This is a genomic window from Amycolatopsis sp. NBC_00355, assembly GCF_036104975.1.
Lineage (GTDB): Bacteria > Actinomycetota > Actinomycetes > Mycobacteriales > Pseudonocardiaceae > Amycolatopsis.
The window spans coordinates 8,280,699-8,299,246 of record NZ_CP107982.1; the positions used below are offsets into that span (position 1 = coordinate 8,280,699).

At 69.9% G+C, this 18,548-nt stretch carries 17 protein-coding genes and 1 tRNA gene; 10 read left to right on the forward strand and 8 right to left on the reverse strand.

The window, feature by feature from the left end; all coding sequences use genetic code 11:
- Window positions 1-538: 538 nt before the first annotated feature.
- The gene (locus OHS18_RS38225) at window positions 539-1,723 is read right to left on the reverse strand and encodes a calcium-binding protein (protein ID WP_328614054.1); all 1,185 of its coding nucleotides are present in this window, start codon (window positions 1,721-1,723) and stop codon (window positions 539-541) included.
- A 479-nt stretch (window positions 1,724-2,202) separates the two neighbouring features.
- Between OHS18_RS38225 and OHS18_RS38230 the strand changes: the two genes are divergently transcribed.
- Complete coding sequence (locus OHS18_RS38230; protein ID WP_328614055.1) at window positions 2,203-5,019, forward strand: ATP-binding protein; 2,817 nt, start codon at window positions 2,203-2,205, stop codon at window positions 5,017-5,019.
- Between the two features lie 197 nt (window positions 5,020-5,216).
- Here OHS18_RS38230 and OHS18_RS38235 read toward each other — a convergent pair whose 3' ends face one another.
- Window positions 5,217-5,540, reverse strand: coding sequence for a hypothetical protein (locus OHS18_RS38235; RefSeq protein ID WP_328614056.1), 324 nt, complete (start codon window positions 5,538-5,540; stop codon window positions 5,217-5,219).
- Window positions 5,541-5,662: 122 nt separating this feature from the next.
- Window positions 5,663-5,935: an LmrA/YxaF family transcription factor gene (locus OHS18_RS38240; protein WP_328614057.1), complete on the reverse strand. Its 273-nt coding sequence runs from the start codon at window positions 5,933-5,935 to the stop codon at window positions 5,663-5,665.
- A gap of 46 nt (window positions 5,936-5,981) precedes the next feature.
- Here OHS18_RS38240 and OHS18_RS38245 point away from each other — a divergent pair, with 46 nt between their 5' ends.
- The 6 genes from OHS18_RS38245 to OHS18_RS38270 all read left to right on the forward strand — a co-directional run bounded on the left by OHS18_RS38245 (window position 5,982) and on the right by OHS18_RS38270 (window position 11,552).
- Window positions 5,982-6,428: a hypothetical protein gene (locus tag OHS18_RS38245; RefSeq protein WP_328614058.1), complete on the forward strand. Its 447-nt coding sequence runs from the start codon at window positions 5,982-5,984 to the stop codon at window positions 6,426-6,428.
- Between the two features lie 74 nt (window positions 6,429-6,502).
- Complete coding sequence (locus tag OHS18_RS38250; protein WP_328444188.1) at window positions 6,503-7,078, forward strand: DM13 domain-containing protein; 576 nt, start codon at window positions 6,503-6,505, stop codon at window positions 7,076-7,078.
- A 407-nt stretch (window positions 7,079-7,485) separates the two neighbouring features.
- On the forward strand, window positions 7,486-8,070 hold the full coding sequence (locus tag OHS18_RS48640; protein WP_442875308.1) for an IS110 family transposase: 585 nt from the start codon (window positions 7,486-7,488) through the stop codon (window positions 8,068-8,070).
- A gap of 440 nt (window positions 8,071-8,510) precedes the next feature.
- The gene (locus tag OHS18_RS38260) at window positions 8,511-9,644 is read left to right on the forward strand and encodes an ABC transporter substrate-binding protein (RefSeq protein ID WP_328614060.1); all 1,134 of its coding nucleotides are present in this window, start codon (window positions 8,511-8,513) and stop codon (window positions 9,642-9,644) included.
- A gap of 148 nt (window positions 9,645-9,792) precedes the next feature.
- A complete protein-coding gene (locus OHS18_RS38265) occupies window positions 9,793-10,908 on the forward strand; it encodes a sensor histidine kinase (protein WP_328614061.1) in 1,116 nt (371 codons plus the stop codon).
- The gene (locus OHS18_RS38270; protein WP_328614062.1) at window positions 10,905-11,552 is read left to right on the forward strand and encodes a response regulator transcription factor; all 648 of its coding nucleotides are present in this window, start codon (window positions 10,905-10,907) and stop codon (window positions 11,550-11,552) included. Before OHS18_RS38265 ends, OHS18_RS38270 begins: the two co-directional genes overlap by 4 nt.
- Before the next feature lie 12 nt (window positions 11,553-11,564).
- Here the strand turns inward: OHS18_RS38270 and OHS18_RS38275 are convergent, their stop codons facing one another.
- The 3 genes from OHS18_RS38275 to OHS18_RS38285 are packed head-to-tail and all read right to left on the reverse strand — an operon-like array spanning window position 11,565 to window position 13,419.
- Window positions 11,565-11,972: a nuclear transport factor 2 family protein gene (locus OHS18_RS38275; RefSeq protein WP_328614063.1), complete on the reverse strand. Its 408-nt coding sequence runs from the start codon at window positions 11,970-11,972 to the stop codon at window positions 11,565-11,567.
- A complete protein-coding gene (locus OHS18_RS38280) occupies window positions 11,963-12,769 on the reverse strand; it encodes an MBL fold metallo-hydrolase (protein ID WP_328614064.1) in 807 nt (268 codons plus the stop codon). The genes OHS18_RS38275 and OHS18_RS38280 overlap by 10 nt, the downstream gene beginning before the upstream one ends.
- 20 nt (window positions 12,770-12,789) lie before the next feature.
- On the reverse strand, window positions 12,790-13,419 hold the full coding sequence (locus OHS18_RS38285) for a DsbA family protein (protein WP_328614065.1): 630 nt from the start codon (window positions 13,417-13,419) through the stop codon (window positions 12,790-12,792).
- Between the two features lie 63 nt (window positions 13,420-13,482).
- On the opposite strand from OHS18_RS38285, the gene OHS18_RS38290 reads away from it, so the two are divergent.
- From OHS18_RS38290 to OHS18_RS38300, 3 genes are all read left to right on the forward strand, one after another.
- The gene (locus tag OHS18_RS38290; RefSeq protein ID WP_328614066.1) at window positions 13,483-14,352 is read left to right on the forward strand and encodes a helix-turn-helix domain-containing protein; all 870 of its coding nucleotides are present in this window, start codon (window positions 13,483-13,485) and stop codon (window positions 14,350-14,352) included.
- A 122-nt stretch (window positions 14,353-14,474) separates the two neighbouring features.
- Complete coding sequence (locus tag OHS18_RS38295) at window positions 14,475-14,825, forward strand: hypothetical protein (protein WP_328614067.1); 351 nt, start codon at window positions 14,475-14,477, stop codon at window positions 14,823-14,825.
- Window positions 14,826-14,941: 116 nt separating this feature from the next.
- Window positions 14,942-15,070 (forward strand): hypothetical protein, encoded by a 129-nt coding sequence (locus tag OHS18_RS38300; protein ID WP_328444168.1) that lies wholly within the window; start codon window positions 14,942-14,944, stop codon window positions 15,068-15,070.
- A gap of 27 nt (window positions 15,071-15,097) precedes the next feature.
- On the opposite strand, the gene OHS18_RS38305 is transcribed toward OHS18_RS38300, so the two are convergent.
- Window positions 15,098-15,204: transfer RNA gene (locus tag OHS18_RS38305), tRNA-Ala, on the reverse strand.
- A 201-nt stretch (window positions 15,205-15,405) separates the two neighbouring features.
- Entirely contained in the window at window positions 15,406-18,078 is a 2,673-nt protein-coding gene (locus tag OHS18_RS38310) for an RICIN domain-containing protein (protein WP_328614068.1), read from the reverse strand.
- Window positions 18,079-18,548 lie beyond the last annotated feature (470 nt).

Here is an 18,548-nt window from a genome sequence, read left to right on the forward strand (position 1 = left end):
TTCCGGAGCAGGTGACCGAGGACCACGTGACGCAGCGAGGGCCCTTGCGCCCAGCGTCCGATCATCAGGTCATGGTGACGTCGCCGACCCTCTCCCGCCCCCCTGCCGGGCATCCACCTCTGACTCGCCGGGACGTATCACCGCGTTAACCGGCATTCGGGTGATGCTGCGACTGTGTGCACCTGCTGCTGTGTCAAGGACTCGGCCCTCGCTCAGTCCGCCGAGGGACGTCGTCCACGGCCGGTGGCGGCGGCAGTTCGATCTCCAGCCGGCGATCCGGACGCGGCCGGCCGGGTCGCGAAGCGTGGTCCTGCGCGAAATCACGGGTCTGCCTTACGCCGAGCCAGGTAACGCATTCCGCTTGCCGATCGCACCGCTCGGCGTCGCCGATGAGGCGGCGACGGGCCGTGTCCTGCAGCCGGGGGTGCAGTCATTCTTGGCATAGGCCGACGGTCCGGGTCGCGCCCGCGTTCTTCGAGTCCGTCACCCGGCTGAGCCGGTCCCCAAGGAACCGGCTCAGCGTTGTCGCGCGGATACCTCAGGGAATGATGACGTTGTTTCCGGCACCGCCATCGAGGATGTCGTTGCCGCCCCGGCCCTCGAGCCGATCGTCGCCGACGCCACCGAACAGCTCGTCGTTGCCCGGCGAACCGACCAAGATATCGTTTCCTCCGGGGGTCAGAATCGGACTGGCATCGCCACTCTCGATGAGAGTCTCGACCGTGCCGGCGGGCAGGACGCCGGCGTCGATGACGTCATCGCCGGCATTTCCGCTCACCCCGAAAAACTGCGCGCCGGTGACCAGTACTGCCCCGGACCCGGCTCCGCTCACCGAAACGCCCTTGGCCGCCGAGCCGGCGATCCGGATCCTGTCCGGGCCATCTGTGCCAGAGATATTGAAGGTGTTCCGCAAGCCGGGATTGGGACTGACGAAGGAGCCGAGGTTGACCCGCATCACGCTGATGTCGGTGCCTAGCCCCGCGACGGACACCGAATTCGGGCGCGCATCGGTCGGACCGGAGGCCAGGTTCAGCTTCACCTGCTCGACGCCACCGACGTCCAGCACGTCCTGAATCACGGTGCTCGGGGCGGTGGGCTGGACGCGGCGCAGCGTCGTCCGTGGTCCGTTGGCACTGACGAGGACAGTTTCGGTGAAGGAGGGAATCGTGGGGGATCCGTTGACGATCAGGCCGTCGGTCCCGGCGCCGCCATCGAGGTGGTCGTTGCCGTCGCCGGTGTTGAGAGTGAACTCGTCGGTGTCCGCGCCCAGGCTCACTGTGTCGTTGCCGGGGCCCCCGACCACCCTGTCGTTGCCTGGGCCTCCGACAATGGTGTCGGCGCCCGAACCACCGGTGATTTTGTCGCGTCCGTCGCCGCCGACGAATTCGCCCTGTGGCATGACGCCGTTGGTCTCATCGAATTTCAGGGTGTCGTCGCCGGCTCCGCCATCCATGTGGATCAGCGACACGGTGGCGGTCGTTGCGGTTCCGCCCAGCACGACGGCGCCGTTGAGGGTGATGGTGCCGGCCGGGGTTCTGCCTACTACGAGGCCATTGTTCCCCGCGTCGCCGGTGACGGTGAGCACCGACCCGTTCAGCGCCACGGTGACGCCGGCCGGCGCGGCGTGCGCCGGCACCGCGGTCAGCCCGGCAGCCCCGATCATGGCGGTGCCGGCGACGAGCGGGCCGAGGACCGTCCGACGAATTCTGCGTCGACTGAACATGTGCAATCTCCTGAGTGTTGTTGATGATGTGGTTGTTACTGACGTCGGACGTGGGCGTGTCCGGTCACTTGCTGCGGTCCGGAAGGGTGCGGCGGTGCCGGTAGTGATGCCGAGGTCGTGGAGGAGGGTTTGCATGCCGACGCATAACGTTTCGTAGTCGCGGTAGGCCTTGCTGCGAAGCCCGCATCTTCCCGTAGCCCTCCTGCCCGGGGTGCTCGATCAGCGAACGTTTGCGGCCTGGTACCAACCTTGAGCCAGATCGGGCCGCTGGGCATCCGTGCCCGCCACGGATCCGGAGATTCCGTGGCGGCCACGGATGCCTTCGCCGACGCCTTCACCGCCGCGCGGGCCGGCCGGGCCGTTCCCCCTCCGCCATGCCGGCGCAGCGGACCCGGGCCAGGCAGCGATACGTCCCGACGAACACGACCTCGTTCTCGCGTTCGACTGACAGCGTCAGGCCGGCGGGGGACAATCCGAACGTGGCCGATCAGGAGGTACCTGCCGAGGTGGGCATCTCCGCACGGGAGGCCGAGGTACTCGCGGCGCTCGGTGACCATCTGACCAATGCCGAGATCGGCGCCCGGCTGACCATCTCCATCCGCACCGTGGAAAGTCACGTCTCCTCCCTGCTGCGGAAGCTTCAGGTGGCCAATCGCCGCGCCCTGGCGGTTGTCGCGGCAACCACGCGGCCCGCGCTGGGGACTCAACCGGTCCGGGCTACGACAGTGGCCGCCGTCCTGCCCTCGCGGCTGACGCCGTTCGTGGGGCGGGTGGCCGAACGGGCGGCGCTGACCGAGGCGCTCGGCCGGCGCCGCCTGGTCACGGCCGTCGGTCCGGGCGGGGTCGGCAAAACCCGGCTGGCCCTGAGCGTCGCCGGTGAGATGACGGACCGGTTCGCCGACGGCGTCTCATACGTCGACCTGGTACCGGTGACCGATACATCGATGATCGCGCCGGCGATCGCCGACGCGCTCGGCATCGGAGAGAGCCAAGGTCACTCGGCCACGGATCATGTCCTCGGCCGGCTGGCCGACCGGGAAACGCTGCTCGTGCTGGACAACTGCGAGCACGTGGCCGACGGTGTGGTGCTCCTGCTGGAACAGCTCCTCGCCGGCAGTCCCCGGCTGACGGTGCTCGCGACCAGCCGGGCCAGGTTGCTGGTGCCCTTCGAATGGGTGTTCCCGGTGCCCGGGCTGTCCGTCGAGGCCGACGACGGTGGACTGGGGGACGCGGTCGAGCTGTTCGCCGGGCGAGCCGCGGCCGGCGGGAGACCGCCGATGCCCGAGGACACGAAACGGATCGCCGCGATCTGCCGGGGCTTGGACGGCATGGCGTTGGCGATCGAGCTGGCCGCCGCCCGGTTCCCGTCGCTGGGGCTCGATGGGCTCGAAGCCGGGTTGGCCGACCGGCTGCGCCTGCTGGCCGGCGGCGCGCGCATCGATGACCGGCATCGTTCGGTGCGTTCGACGCTGGACTGGAGTTACGCGCTGCTGGCCGAGCCGGTTCAGGCGGTGCTGCGCCGGGTCTCGGTTTTCGCCGGCCCGTTCACCGCCGCCGCGGCGGCCACTGTGGCCGGTTGGCCGCCGGTGCCGGCCGGCGCCGTTCCCACCATCTTGGCTGAGCTGGCCGAGCAGAGTTTGCTGGTCGCGATCGTGGGGCCGGGCGGGACTCGCTACCGCGTCTGGGAAACCATCCGCCAATACGGTGTCGATCGGCTCGAAGAGGCGGGCGAGGCGGTCGAGGCGTTCTCCCGTCATCTGAGCTGGTGCCTGGAGGAAAGTGCTGCTCTGGTGGCCCGGGAACCGGTCGACGCATGGCGGGCCGGGTTCGATGAGGTCGTCGATGAGCTGCGGGGTGCGCTGGCCTGGGCAGCGGGCAACGATCGATACCGCCCGGAGGCTTACCGGCTGGCGATCGGGCTGGCCGAACTGAGCTTCACCCGCGGGATGCCCGGCGAGTCGCAGCGACGCTACGAGCAGGCGGCCGGGCTCGCCGCCGACGACCTGGCCGCCGCAGACGCCTTGCGCGGCGCCGCAGGCGCGGCGGAGTCGCGGCATGTCGGCACCGAGGCTCTGCAGCTGCGTCGGTGCGCGGCCGACGCAGCGCTGCGCGCGGGTGATCGGGCCGGCGCGGCTGGTGACCTCGCCCGCAATGCCGTGCTGATCTATCGTGCCCCCGGACTCATGGCCACCACACCCGCGGTCGGCGAAGTCGAGGCGCTGGTCACCGAGGGGTGGGCGCTGGCCGGCAGCGACCTGGCCGCGCAGGCGCGGCTGCTGACCGCCGAGGCGTTCAACGGCGCCATCGACGATCCAGCCACCGTCGAATTCATCGAGCGCGCTCTCACCCTGGCCCGTCGCATCGGCGACCCGTTGATCGAGAATGCCGCACTGGACCAGCTCACTGCGGTACAGCTGGCTCGGGGGCAGGTCCGTGCCGCAGCGGCCAGCGCGTTGCGGCGCACGGAGCTGCTGGCGTCGATGCCGGTGACGGCGGTGGCCGGGTTGGAGTTCTTCGACAGTTTCGGCATGGCCGCCGAGTGCGCTGTCGCCACCGGCGATCTGCCGGCCGCGAGGAGACTGGCCGAACGTCTGCGAGACCTGCCCTTCCATGCGGAGGAGGGCCACCTGGCCACCGTGCAGCTGCTCCTCGTCACGGCGCTGGCGGGCGACTGGGACGAGACGATCACGCTGGCGGAGCGATTCCGCGAGGGGTGGGAGCGGGCCGGACGCCCCCGTGCGGGCAATCTCAGCGGCGGCGCGTATGCGGCCGCGACCGTGCACGGACTGCGTGGGGACGACGACGCCCGGGCCGCGTGGCTGGACATTTTCGACGCCCTCATGACGCCAGGACGCCTGCGGACCGACGTTACCTTCGGCGACTTCTTCGACGCCTTGCTCCTGCTGCACTGCGGTCAGGCCGAGGAGGCGACGCAGGTGTTGGACACGTCGCCGGAGCAGTCGACGCACTTGTACGCCGAGTGGCGTCCCTGGTATGCCGCGCTGTGGGCCGAGGCAGCCGTTCTGTCCGGGCACGAGGATGTCGCAGCCCGCCTGCAGCGCGCACGCGTGGCGGCGGACGGCAATCCGATCGTGATCGCCATCGTCGACCGCGCAGCGGCCCTGCACACCGGCGGCCGCGACGGGTTGAGCACCGCAGCCGCCGCCCTGCAGGACGCCGGCTGCCGCTACCAGTGGGCACGGACGCTGGTGTTCATCGGCGGGGAGCAGCGAGCACGCGGCGAGTCCGTACTTGCGGCGATGGGCGCCACGCCCATGGCCTGGTCTCCGGAATGATGTTCGAACGAGTCTCGGTCTTGACCTTCGTCAACCGGTGCTCGATGCGCGCTCGGCTTCAGCGAGCAGATCGGCGATCCCGCTGTCGCGCGGGCGTTCATCCGGGAACGGTGGGGGCTGCCCGAGCCCGGCGCGGATTACGCCATCGCGATCCGGCCGACGGCGGCCGGGCTGACCGTTGAACGCCTCGGGTCGCTCTACCAACCGGGCGGGGTGAACCCGGGAGCGTCCCAGGAAAGCCCGTCGCCGGGACGGGTCTTGGGTTCTTTTCCCGCCTGCCACGCCCCGACGAAAAGCCGGGACCGCGCGTCGAGCCGATTCACGACGTCGAGCGGGACGGTGTCGAAGAACAATTGTGCTCCAGGTGCGGAAAATCCGGATTCCGAGAACACGGCCGTCGCCAGCGTCGGCGGCAGTTCCGACACCACCCGGTGGCCGCCCCGGCGAACCGCCGACAGTGTCGAGTTGTAGAGATCTTCTTGTGTGACAACGATGATCGCCTCCCGGCCGACTTCGCTCACGGGACTTCCTTCCTCTTGGTGAACTCGGTGATCTGAGTAGGGACACCGCTGCCATCAGTCGTGACATCGTCACCGTTGTGCTCCGGCTCTACCGGCAAGGCGCCGCGGCGATGCGTGGCGTTTCAGAGCAGGGTTGCCGCCACCGACCGGACCACATCCCGATCCTGTCCGGCGGCGCTGTCCGGCTGCCCGTGGGCGCGGGCCAGGAGCAGTGCCCCCTCCAGGGACGCCAGGTAAGCCTCGGCCGCCGCGCCGGTCCGGGTGGCGGGCATGCCCGCTTCGGCCAGCACGCCGGCCACCCAGTGCCGCTGATCGGCGAAGAACGCGTCCGTCGCCTGCCGTACCTGGACGGGCAGGCTCTCCGCAGCCACGGCGTGGTGGGCAGCGCTGCACATCGTTCTGCTCCCGGTCTTCCCGCTGCTGGCCGCGGCGCAGTGGCAGTTGCTGACCTCGGCGCCGCCGTGGCTTCGGTGGCCGGGGCGGCTGGCGGCGTTCGGTTTCGCGGCCTTCTACGGCGGGCTCGACGCCGTCGCGGGGGTCGCCGCGGGCACCGTGGTGCACGCGCAGAACGGTGCCACGCCGGTCGTCGGTGCCGCGTTCGCCATCGGCGACCTGCTCGGCTATATCGGCTCGGGCTGCTTTCTCGCCGCCAACGTCCTGATTGTCGCCGCGGCCGTCGCGCGTGCGAGGTGGTGGGCGGCACCGGGTGCGGTGGTCCTCCTGCTCGCGAGTGTGTCCTTTCTCGACAGTCACATCTTCTGGCCGCGCGGCGTGTTCACGATGATCGGTGCCGCCCTTGGTATGTCCTTGTTGTCTCTCGCCGGCGAGCACGGTCCGGAACGATCTCCGGCGCCGGTCCTCCCGGGTTCGTCCGTAAGGGATCGGTAACCGCGCGCCGGACACGGCTGGGCGATTTGTCCCGTTGAATGAGGTGTCAGCGGAACGATGTGGAGGAGTACGAGATGAATCGCACGCGGCGCCTGCTCGCCCGGCCTTGGGTCGTCGGTGTCCTGGTGGCGGGCCTGGTCGCGGTCGCGGCGGGCTTGTTCTGGTTCCAGCCGTGGCAGCTGTGGGTGGACGAGACGGTGCAGGAGTCCCTGCCGGCCGCCGCGCCGACGGCACAACCCTCTGCTGTGACGTCGCAGCCCTCTGCGTCGCAGCCCTCGCCACCGGCTACGCCGGCCGAACTCGCGACCGGGACGCTGATCAGCCACGAGCACCCGACTACGGGCACCGTCCGGGTCCTGCGGGCAGCCGACGGAGCACTCGTGCTGCGCTTGGAGAACCTCGAGACCAGCAGCGGCCCGGACGTGCACGTCTGGCTCACCGACGCGCCGGTGAAACCGGGCAAGGACGGCTGGGACGTGTTCGACGACGGCAAGTACCTCGACGCAGGCAAGCTCAAGGGCAACAAGGGAAACCAGAACTACCCACTGCCCGCGGGGACCGACCTGGCCGGCTACGCCAGCGTGAGCCTTTGGTGTGACCGCTTCGACGTGTCCTTCGGTGCGGCCGAACTGACCGGTCCGCGAGTCTGAAACCGCTTGTCGCGCTCACTGTGTCGCTCCCCGGTCCGGGTTCGCCGAAGCATGCGCGGCCGAAAGGGTCATGATCACGACGACCTGGGGCCGCCGACAGGGCCGCGAAGGTGATGACGGCCCACCGGTTCTCGCCCACGGCGCCGGCCGTGTGGTCCGACGGTCCCACCTGTGAGCCGGACTGGACAACCGCCGCCATCGGGCCGAACCGATCTGCACGCATCTCAGCGCGACTGTACGACGGGTCATTCGCCACCTCGGATCCATCCCGATGATCACCGGCATCCAATTCTCCCTGCCTCGACGCGTCGAGGTCTGTTCTGCTCGAAGTAGCGGTGCCTTCCTTGCTGACATCGGGTGTTCGCCACGGGCAAGAGCCACGCCAATGCCACCGGCGGGCAGCCGCAATGTGGGAGCGACTCACCGAGCACCTGGACCAGAGACTGGCCGGACCCGGTCCTGCGGCCCAGTCTCAAGTAGCCGATGAGCGGGTGACATCAGGGAAGGGCCGCAAGACCGATCCCGTCGACGCGCACTCCGTCGCCACGGCGGCGTTGCGCGCACCGAACCTGGTCCGAGTCCAGGCCGATCCTGAGCTGGTCGTACTGGGCATGCTCGTCGATCGCCGTGACGAGCTCGGCCGCGCCAGGACCCAGACCGCCAACCGCCTCCACCGATTGCTGCTGGAGCTGTTTCCCGGCGGCGCGAAGAAGTTCCTGTCCGCGGCTCAGGCTCGTGGCGACGGTCAAACCGCGAGACATCGTGGGCAAGACCCGCCGCCGTCTGGTCGTGGAGTTGATCACGGAGCTCGAAACGATCGACAGGAAGTGATCATTTCGTTCCTGTATCGAACGAACTCGTGCGTTGCTGTCCATGCCTGCGATACTGCAGCGCCCGGGCGGCCCGCAAGAGAGAGACGTCGCCACCAGCGAGACAGCCACCACGACCACGACTTTTCGAACCGCCCGGCACTTCTCCAGCCCACGCCGTGAGCCGTTCAAGGATCCACCGCTTCAGCCGGTTGTCATCGGCCTTGCCAAAGGTTTCCGCGTCGCGCGCGGTGAGCGTGGCGACAATGCCGCCGACCTCGTCGGCTCGCGCGAATGCCGGATGGGTTGTCCAGGGCGCGCAGGCTGTGCTCAAGTGCTACCGGCCGGCCCCAGCCGGCTCTATCGCTGTACGTCTTTGGGCAGAGCGTGCAGGTTGCAAGAGTCACTCATTCCCGCGGACGGTGACATGGCCAACGTCGCGAGCGGGCCTCGGTGCCGTGCGGAATCGGCCGTTCAATCGTTCGGTTGAACGCAGCTTCCCTCTCCAGCGCGCCTGATCGCTCCGTCCGTACGATGCGATGGCCGGCTCGATCGCACCACAATGACGGTGGCCCACGGCGCCTGGGCATCGCACGTTCCCCAAGTAGAGAGGTTTCCTCGACGTGGCCACCTTCCTGAGCAGACGAAGTGTCCTTGCCGCCGGGGCGGGCGCCGCGATCGGCGTCGGCGTGGGTGCCACCGCGGCGTCAGCTTCGCCCGCGTCGCCATCAGGCGGCGGCCCCGAGGAGACCCGGACGCTCGACGAGCTCTACCGGGCCGCGCTGGCGGAGGGCGGCAAGCTCGTCATCTACGCCGGCGGCGACACCCCGACCCAGCAGGACGCGACCAAGGCGGCCTTCAAGGCCCGCTTCCCGGGCATCGACCTGACGCTGATCGTCGACTACAGCAAGTACCACGACGTGCGGGTCGACAACCAGTTCGCCACCGGCACCCTCGTCCCGGACCTCGTGCAGCTCCAGACCGTGCAGGACTTCGTGCGCTGGAAGGAACAGGGGCGCCTGCTGGGCTACAGGCCCGCCGGGTTCTCGAAGGTCCACGACGCGTTCAAGGACCGCCAGGGTGCCTGGGTCGCGGTTTCGGCGCTCGCCTTCAGCTTCATGTACGGGACGTCGGCGGTCGGGTCGGCAGCGCCGCGCACCCCGCTCGACCTCGTCGACCCGAAGTGGCAGGGGAAGATCGCGTCGTCGTACCCCCACGACGACGACGCCGTCCTCTACCTCTACACGCGCTACGTCCAGGCCTACGGCTGGGACTGGGCGGCGAAACTGGCCACCCAGGGCGTGCGGTTCGCGCGCGGCAGCAACACACCGGGCGAAGCGGTGATGGCCGGGCAGGCCGCGATCGGCATCGGCGGCGCGGGCTCGCTGACCTCGCCCGCGTCGGCGCCCGTGCGGTTCGTGGTCGCCGACGGGCACCCGTTCATGGCCTGGGGCCAGCGGGCCGCGATCTTCAAGCAGGCCAAGAACCCGACCGCCGCCAAGCTCTACCTGAACTGGCAGCTGTCGCTCACGCAGCAGCAGGCGTCCTTCAACGGCTGGTCGGTCCGCACGGACGTCACGCCGCCGGCCGGGCTGAAGCCGATCTGGGAGTACCCGAACGCCGACCTGGGCGGATTCCCCCGCTTCATGGCCGACCGCGCCGAGGTGGAGCGGTGGAAGCAGACCTTCGCGCTGTACTTCGGCGAGGTCAAGGGCGACCCCACGCCCGGCTGGCCCGGACTGCACCCGGGCGCCTGACTTGACGTGAGCCACAACTTGACGTGCGCCACACCGGCATCGGTTAAGCTCCTGGACGGCACTGTCCTAATTGGATTATCCGTCCAGGGGGTTCGCCGTGTCCGACCATTCGCCATCGCCGGCACGCGGAAGCCGACTCCTGTGGCAGATGCCACACCTCGTGTTCTTCGTCGTCGTCGGTGCCGCGATGGTCCGGCTGGTCAGCCTGAACATTCCCCTGTGCTGGGAAATCGTCACCGTCAGTTCGGTGCTGGCCGTGGTGTACGCGGCCGGTCTCGCGCTGTGGTCCACGATGGGCGTCCGCGTCCGGTACTTCTGGGTCGCGGCCCTGCTCCTGTTGTGGACGGTCCTGGTCGCGCTGACCCCGCCGTTCCTGACCGTCGCCTACGTCTGGTGCGCCGTGCCGCTGGCCTGGGCGGTGCTGCGGGCGCTCGGACGCCGAGGCGCGACGGTCGCGGTGGCCGTGATCACCGTCGTGCTGGTCGGTCAGCTGACCGAGTCCGCCGGCCGGTTCGACCCGGAGATCGCGCTGATCCCCGTCGCGGCCGTCTGGGGCACCGTGGCCCTGTACCGGGCGCTGGAGCGGGAGCAGCGCCGGGCGGGTGTGCTGGAGGAGCGCATGCGCCTCGCGCGTGACCTGCACGACACGCTGGCCCAGGAACTGTCCGGCAGCGTGATGCTGCTGCAGGCGGCGGAGCGGAGCTGGGACGAGCCGGATGTCGCGCGGACCCGCGTTCGCGTGGTCACCGACCGGCTGAGCACGGGTCTCGCCGAGACACGGCGGATCATCGGGGACCTCACCCCTTCTCCCCTCGAGGACGCCGGGCTCGGGGGTGCCCTGCGGCTGCTGTGCGACCGCGCCCGGCAGGACGGCACCGCGGCGCGCGTGCGGTTCCGCTCGGTCGGCGGCCCTGGCCCCGACCTCGGCGAACAAGCCGCCACCGCCCTGTTCCGGGTGGCACAGGGCGCCCTGGCCAACGTCCGCGAGCACGCGCACGCCACCACCCTGCTGGTGACCCTGCACCACCACCCGGACCACGTCGAACTGGACGTGCGCGACGACGGTGTCGGCTTCGATCCCGCCGAGCCGTCGGGTCCGGGCCGGGGCGTCGGCCTGCCGTCGGCGCGGGCGCGGCTTCGCGAGTTCGGCGGTGACATCGAGGTCGACACCGCTCCGGGCCGGGGCACGCGGATCCGGGTCACCGTCCCCGGTCGCCTGCGGTCCGGCCCGGTCGTGCCGGTGACCTCCACGGCGGTCCGATGATGACGTCTTCGCTGCGCCTGCTGATCGCCGACGACCACGCGGTCGTGCGGGCCGGACTACGAGCCCTGCTCGACGGTGAGCCGGATCTCGAGGTGATCGCGGAAGCGGGCAGCGGCGAGGAGGCGGTGCTCCTCGCCGCCGAGCTGGCCCCCGACGTCGTGCTGATGGACCTGCGCTTCGCGGGCACGGACGGCGTCATCGACGGAGCCGAGGCCGTCCGCCGGCTGACCACCAAGGCTGCCGGCACGGCCGTGGTGATGCTGACCAGCTACTCCGGCCGCGCCGACGTCGTCCGCGCGCTGGAGGCCGGCGCCCGCGGCTACGTGCTCAAGGCGGGGCCACCCGAGGAGCTCTTCCTGGCCGTGCGCGAGGCCGCCGCCGGCCGCATCGGCCTCGCGTCGGAGGTTGTCGGGCATCTCGTCGGCCAGGTGGTCAGCCCGCCGCCGGAGCTGAGCGAACGGGAGCGAGAAGTCGTCCGGTTGCTGGCCGACGGGCACAGCAACCGCTCCATCGCGGAATCCCTGTACCTCAGCGAAGCGACCGTCAAGACGCACCTGGTGCGGATCTACCGGAAGCTGGGCGCCGACAACCGGGCGGCGGCCGTCTCCGAAGCGGTACGCCGGGGGCTGCTGGAACTCACCTGAGCGGCGAGCGGGTTACGCGGTGGCCGCATCGCGGACCAGTGCGGTGTCGACGAACTGTTCGAACCGGACGATCAGCCCGCCGCGCACCGTGAAGTGGTGGGCCACCCGGACGTTCAGCGGTTTGCCGGTCGCCTTGTGGCCGGCGGTGTAGCGGGCGAGGACGACGACGTTCTCGCCGTCGGCGACGTAGGTGTCGTCGTGGGCCGTCCAGTTCTCCCAGTACTGCGCCAGTTTCTCCATGACGCCGCTCGTCACGCCGTCGGGAGTGCGGTAGGTGCCGGCGAGCGGGAACCCGGCCATCTCCGTCCACTCGACGTCCGGGGCCAGGGTCGCCCGGAGGGCGGCGAGGTCGCCGGCGGCGGAGGCGAGGTACTGCCGCCGGACGACGGCTGCGGGTGTGGTGTCCTCGGTCAGCCCCATGTCATCTCGCCCTTCGCGACCTTGGTGCCGAGCGACGCGGCGATCTTCAGTCCGGCATCCGGGTAGGCGGCCAGCAGTCGCTCCTCGGCCGCGGTGGCGTCGCCGGCCTCGGCGACGGTTTTCTCGAAGAACCGCAGGTACTCGCCGGTGTGCCGGATCGCCGTCGGGTCGGTCGGCGCGTCGGCGACCCGGTGGCCGGCCACGACGAAGGCAGGCTCGAGCGCTTCGAGGTCGTCGAGGACGCGGAGCCATTCCGCGCGCTGTTCGGTGGTCGCGCTGTCGGCGGTCCACACGTGCAGGCCTTCGAACAGCAGCACTCCGCCGAGCAGCGCGCGTCCCGCCGGCTCGAAGACGTACCAGGCGCGGTCGCCCAGCGCCGTGCTGCCGCGCCGGACATCGAGGCCGACACCGTCCACAGTGACCGACGGCGCGGTCAGCGGCGCGATGTCGACCAGCCGGGTGGGCAGGTTGGCGCCCAGGTGCGCCCACGCGGCCAGCTTCTTGTCGTAGGTGTCGCGGATGTGCTCGATGACGTCGGCCGGTGCCAGGAACACCGCCTCGGGGAAGGCGTCGGCGATGACCTCGGCGCCGAAGTAGAAGTCCGGGTCGCCGGCGGTGATCAGCACCGTGGTGAGCCGCTTGCCGGAGTCGAGGGCCGCAGCGACGATCCGGTGCCCGTCGGCCCGGGTGAAGGCCGCGTCCACGACGAGGGCTTCCGTCTCGCCGGTGACCAGCACGCTGGTCTTGTTCAGCGAGGTGTCGGCCGCGTCGATGATCTGGTAGGTCAGGGGGCTCATGGCCAGGTCCTTTCGGAGGGTCATTCGGAAACAGCGGTGAGGTGGCGGTCGAGGGCGTCGGACAGGTGGGCGGCGGTGGCAGCCGGGCTCCCCAGCCGGATCACGCCGGTCTCGGTGTGCAGCAGCAGCGTCGGGTAGGCGGTGACGCCGAGCCGGGCGGCGCGGGTGAAGTCCTGCGAGGCCGAGGCGCCCGAGGTGGCGTATCCGGTCAGCACGGCGTCGGCGTCCAGGTCCAGCTGTTCGGCGAGGTGCCGGTAGGTGCCGGCTTCGGAGAGGCTGAGCCCGTCGACGTAGAACGCGCGTTGCATGGCTTCGGCGGCTTCGAGAGCTCGGTCGGGGGCGAGGGTCCGCAGCGCGGCGAAGCCGGTGGCGGCGGCCGTGGAATCCATCATGAACCGGCCGTCGGCGACGAGGGCGCGGTAGCCGGGGCCGAACTCGGCGCCGGTCAGCTCGGTGATGCGGGCGTTGGCGTCGGCGACGTAAGGCATGGTGCCGATCGGCGCGACGCGGCCGCCGGTGAACAGGCCGCCGCTGACGACGTCGAGCTCGATCCGCCCGGCGTTGGCGCCGGCGAACCCGGCCACGGCCGGGCCGAAGCCGTGGCACCAGCCGCAGTAGGCGTCGAACACATAGGTCAATTTCACTGCCATGACCACAGGCTAGGAGCGCAACCAGGTCTTTTCACGGTCGTCGTGTGACCTATCATGGTGAAAATGGGACAGAACATCCGGCCGGTCCGGTACGAGCCGCCGCCGGGGGTGACCGGCGAGATCGAGCTCACCTCGCTGGCGCGCATGCGGGCCCGGGGCGGTCCGCGCGAGTTCATCGCCCCGCAGCGGCTCGATTTCGACCTCCTGATCCGGGTCGAAGCGGGCCGCGCCGTGCACACCGTCGACTTCACCGGTTATCCGCTCGCGCCCGGCGACCTGATGTGGGTGCGCGCCGGTCAGGTGCAGCAGTGGGGCGTCATCGACGCCATCGAGGGCCCGGTGTTCCTGTTCACCCCGCCGGCGATCGACACCGGCACCTGGGAGCTGATCCGGTCCGCGGGGGTGGCCACCCCCAACCACTGGGCCGCCGCGACGGTCGCGGGGACACCCGCATCGACCGCACTGGCCACCGCGCTCGCCACCGCCGCAGCGGCGGGGACGAGCCTTCGGGACGCCGCGCTCGCCCGGGTGCTGGCCGCGGTGCTGCTCCTGCTCGTGATGGCCGTCCCGGAAGGCAGCGGCCGCCGCCCGCCTACCCACCAGGCGTTCGTGTGGTTCCGCGACGAGGTGGAGAAGAGTTTCCGCTCCCGGCACAAGGTCGCCGAGTACGCCGCCCGGCTGGGCTACTCCACCCGCACTCTCAACCGGCTCGCCCGCGAGAACACCGGCCTGTCCGCCAAACAGCTCGTCGACGAGCGCATCGTGCTCGAAGCCAAACGCCTCCTCGCCCACGGGCCCGACCCGGTGGCCCGGATCGCCGCCGAACTCGGCTTCGACGATTCGTCCAACTTCTCCAAGTACTTCCACCAGCGCGCCGGAACTACCCCGGCCGCCTTCCGCGACCGCGTCAGGCCACAGGCGGAAACCGGGTGAAGCGGCGGCCGGTCAGTTCGGCATTCCGCCGGTGAAATCATGGTGGTCCGGAGGCCGGGCAACCCGTCGCTGTTCCTCGTGCTGCTGCCGGTCCTGGTGCTCCCGCGTTCGCGGACCACGGGGTGCTCACGCTGGTCGTCGTGGTGTGGGCGCCGCTGTGCGCCGGGCCGGCCCGGTACCGGGAGGCGCCCCCCGCCGCGGGCTCGATCGACGACGAACGCGCCTACTACCAAGCGTGGACCGGCCGCGAGCACCCGACGGATGCCGCGGACTTCACGCCGAGGCAGCGGAACCTTCAAGACGCGGTGACCTCCGGTCGGCGGGTGCTGATCTACCAGGGACCGCACGACGAGATCATCACCGCCCCGTTGCGCGCGGACCTGCCGGGGAAGGCAGCGGTGCTCGGCGTGTACCTCGGCACGGTCGGCATGCTGGCACCCGTAGACGTCGGGATCGTCGACTTCTGGGGCTGAGCAACCCGATCGGCGCCCGGCTCGCCTTTCCAGTAGGCAAACCCGGTCATGCGAAACCGCTGAGCAACGCTTGGCTCGTCGCCGACTACGCGGCCCCGGAGGCACCGGTCTCGCCCGTGGGCAACTTCGCCTTCCGCGACGAGGTCACGCCCGCGCAGGTGGCCGCCGCCCGGCACGCACTCGACTGCGGCGACCTCGCGGATCGGTTCCGGACGCGAAGAAACCCCTCCGACCTGCCGAAATGACCTGATCGAAGGGGTTCTGCGAGAGAGTGGAGTTAAGGGGACTCGAACCCCTGACCCCTCACTGCCAGTGAGGGTCGATCATGGTCCTGACCTGCGGCGATTGAGAGGAATGGCCGCGCTCGCATCGAACATCCAGAGCAGCCGGGCGAGGCGGTTCACTGCGTTCACCGCGGTGGTCTGCCGGCCCGTACCGATGGAAGCGGAGACAAGGTGCTCGGTGGTGGTCGCTTGCCGACGTTCGGAGTTGACGTCTCGCCGCCGCCCCTGGCCGCAGGGCCGAGCGGCCAGGGGTAGCGGTCGACGCCGCGGCAGCAGGCGAGAACCGGGTCGTCCGGTCAGGCCCGGTTCAGTTGCCACTGCTGGTTGGCCCCGCCGTTGGCGGTCCACTGCACGACCTGCGCCCCGTCGCTCGTCGCCGCACCGGAGACGTCCGCCGCCAGTCCGCTGTCGTGGCTGACGATGGTGTAGTAGCCGTTGCCGGTGGACCGCAGATACCACATCTGGTTGGTGCCGCCGTTGGCCGTCCACTGCTGCAGTTGCAGCCCGGCCGTGCTGCTGCTGCCGTTGACGTCGAGCACCTTTCCACTCGGGACGTACTGGAGGGTGTAGGAGCCGTCGGAGGTCGTGGCGATGGTCCAGGTGGCGGTGCCGCTCTGCTGGACTACCTTGGCACCGTCCGCGGTGGAGTTGCCCGCGACAGCGAGCGGCTTGCCGCTGTTGCGGTTGACGATGCGGTAGGTGCCCGGTACGGGGCCGTCTCCGCCGCTTCCGGCGAGGTTGAAGTACTCCACCGCGTCGGCGAAGACGGGGCTGCCGGACTTCGTGGTCGACAGCTGCAGGTACACGCGGTTGCCGGTGGCCGGGGTGGTGAAGGACACCGGCTGGGTGACCCGCGAGCCGAGCGGGACGGTCAGGGTCGTGCTTCCGGACGCGACGACCGCGCCGTCCGGCGCGTCGAGCCGCGCCGTCCAGGTGAAGCCCACCGACGTGTCGGCGAAGTCGTCGTTGAAGACGGTGATGTTGCGGGTGACCGCGGCGTTGCGGGCGTAGTTGGGCACGGCCTGCGGCAGAGGGAAGGTGCCGTTGGAGTCCGAGGCGCCGGAGGCGGACCAGAACGGGAGGTCGACCGCGGCCACCGGGTTGAACGCCGCCTGCACGCGCTGGATCTGCGGGTTGCTCCAGGGGGCCGGGAGGTTGTCCGCGCCGTAGATCGGGTGACCGCCCTCCTCCGGGGTGAAGTCGGAGGTCCGCACTCCGGGCACGACGCTGGCCCAGGCGGACAGCAGCGTGTACGGACGCAGGTCGGTGGCGTTCTTGCCGCGCTTGGCCAGGGTTGCCGTGGCGAACCACTCGAAGCCCTGCTTGTTGTTGCATGCCGGCCAGATGTACTCGCCCTCGCCGTCGGGCCGCCCGTTCACGGTTTTCAGGCCCTCTCCGTACCTGCCGAAGCCGTCGACGTAGTGCGGGATCACCGCGAAGTTGGCGTACGTCATCCCGGGATACCCGTTGAGATTCCCGTCGACGCCCACCTCGGCAATGACCGGCCGGGTGCCATCGTTGCCGTTGATCGCCGCGTACAGGTCCTTCTCGAACTGTTCGGAATCCTGGCCGCTCTGGTTCGGTTCGTTGACCTGACTCCAGCGGATGACCGCGGGGTGGTTGCGGTCGCGCAGGACCAGCGCACGGGCGTGGTTGACCATGTTGTCGTGCCCGGCGATCCAGTCCTGCTTGCCGGAGGAGCCGCGAATCGCGGTCTCGTCGACGATCATCAGGCCCATCTCGTCGGCGACGTCCACCATGTACGGGCTCGCGGGCTCCTGGTGGATGCGGACCACGTTGTAGTTGAGCCGCTGGTAGTTGTCGACCGCCTGCGGCCAGCCGCCGTTGCCGGGCGACGGCGGCAGGAAGCCGGGCAGGGTGTCGTAGGCGTCGCCCTTGCCGCCGTTGTTGATCCGGTCGTAGTCGGCGCCCTGGAGGTTGTCGCCGCGGAAGTTCACGCGCACGCCGTTGAGGTAGTAGTAGTCACCGTTCTGGGTGGCCTCCCGGAACCCGAACCGGTGCGTGGCGTCGCTGGTGTGCCCGTCATCGGCGACGGCATGCACCGCCAGCCCGTGCAGCTGCGCCCGGTACCCCGGCCGGTACGGCACATTGGGCCACCAGTACGAGGTGCTGTCGAGGTTCCACGCGACCGGCCCGACGGTCACGGTCACGGTCGAGTTGGCCGCCACGGTGACCGTACGGCTGGGCAGTTCCGGGTAGCTGAAAGCCGTTCCGCTGTTGGACGACAGCGACCCGGTCAACGTCACCGACCGGGAACTGCCCGACGTGTTGCGCACCGACACGTCGTAGCTCAACGTCTTGTTCGCCACCGACGTACGCACGAATGTGTCGCTGACGTACACCACCGGGTAGGTTCGCAGGAACGCGGACCGGAAGATCCCCTGGGGGATCGCCTCGGACCAGTCGGCGGCGTCGGGCACCAGGTACCGGCCGTTGGATGCCTTCAACGCGCCGCGGCCCTTCACAGCGACGCTGATCGTGTGGGTGCTACCGGGGGCCGCGTAGGCGGAGATGTCGAAATTCGACGGCGTGAACGACGTGGTCTGCGTCGCCACCACCCGGCCGTCGACCGACAGCGTCGCCTGGTGATTGACCGCCCCGAACTCGATCCACGTCGACTGCGGCCGACCCGAGTCGGGCACGGTGATGGTGCGCGAGTACACCGCCTCGTTCACGTCGGTGAAGCCCTGCTTGTACCAGCCGCCTCCGGGCACGGTGATCGACGTCGCCCCCCGCCCCGTCGGCGTGAAACTCCACGTCCCGGCCAGGTCGACCGAGGCGATCGCGGCGGCGCCGGCAGCTGCGGCCGCGGGGGCCGGCTGTGTTGCGACGGCCGGCTGTGCTGCGGCGGCGGGTTGTACCGTGTCGATGATCGCGAGGAGCGTGGCGCCGGCCAGCGCTGCGCGGGCGAAGCGCTGGGATAGCGTGCGAGGGCTGTTCTGACGCATCAAGAAACCCCTTTCGCGGGTGTCGCGTCTACGGGGATACACCGATCATCGGACCCATCGTCACTACCCGCCGGGGCGCCAAAATAGAGAGGTCCACTATGGACTCATCTACCGGCTCCATGCGCGCGGAGCAAGGCATCTGTCGGTAAGTCGTCCTGTCGAATCGGTTCGACAGGACGATAAGCGGGGTCGACTCGTGGTGTCAAACATGTCTATGGCTTGCGGCGAAAGAAGAGCGCGATCCCGTGAAACTTTCAAAGGAAAGCGCAATCCCGGGAAATTTCCAGGCCGCAACTGGGTGCCCCGCCGTCGGCGGTCCACTGGATGACCTGCTCTCCGTCGTTACGTGAGCTGGACATCGCGGGCGGTGGTCGGCCTGCTGCGTTCTCGCGGCTGCGAGGCGACGTTGGAGACATCTGCGCCGGGGAACTCCACCGTTGGGGCCAGCGCCTCGTTGGTCATCCAGGTGT

Bases quoted from the DNA above. Each gene is read 5' to 3' on its own strand.
- OHS18_RS38225 (WP_328614054.1), bottom strand. From the start codon at position 1,723: ATGTTCAGTCGACGCAGAATTCGTCGGACGGTCCTCGGCCCGCTCGTC.
- OHS18_RS38240 (WP_328614057.1), bottom strand. From the start codon at position 5,935: ATGTGCAGCGCTGCCCACCACGCCGTGGCTGCGGAGAGCCTGCCCGTC.
- OHS18_RS38250 (WP_328444188.1), top strand. From the start codon at position 6,503: ATGAATCGCACGCGGCGCCTGCTCGCCCGGCCTTGGGTCGTCGGTGTC.
- OHS18_RS48640 (WP_442875308.1), top strand. From the start codon at position 7,486: ATGTGGGAGCGACTCACCGAGCACCTGGACCAGAGACTGGCCGGACCC.
- OHS18_RS38265 (WP_328614061.1), top strand. From the start codon at position 9,793: ATGCCACACCTCGTGTTCTTCGTCGTCGTCGGTGCCGCGATGGTCCGG.
- OHS18_RS38270 (WP_328614062.1), top strand. From the start codon at position 10,905: ATGATGACGTCTTCGCTGCGCCTGCTGATCGCCGACGACCACGCGGTC.
- OHS18_RS38275 (WP_328614063.1), bottom strand. From the start codon at position 11,972: ATGGGGCTGACCGAGGACACCACACCCGCAGCCGTCGTCCGGCGGCAG.
- OHS18_RS38280 (WP_328614064.1), bottom strand. From the start codon at position 12,769: ATGAGCCCCCTGACCTACCAGATCATCGACGCGGCCGACACCTCGCTG.
- OHS18_RS38285 (WP_328614065.1), bottom strand. From the start codon at position 13,419: ATGGCAGTGAAATTGACCTATGTGTTCGACGCCTACTGCGGCTGGTGC.
- OHS18_RS38290 (WP_328614066.1), top strand. From the start codon at position 13,483: ATGGGACAGAACATCCGGCCGGTCCGGTACGAGCCGCCGCCGGGGGTG.
- OHS18_RS38310 (WP_328614068.1), bottom strand. From the start codon at position 18,078: ATGCGTCAGAACAGCCCTCGCACGCTATCCCAGCGCTTCGCCCGCGCA.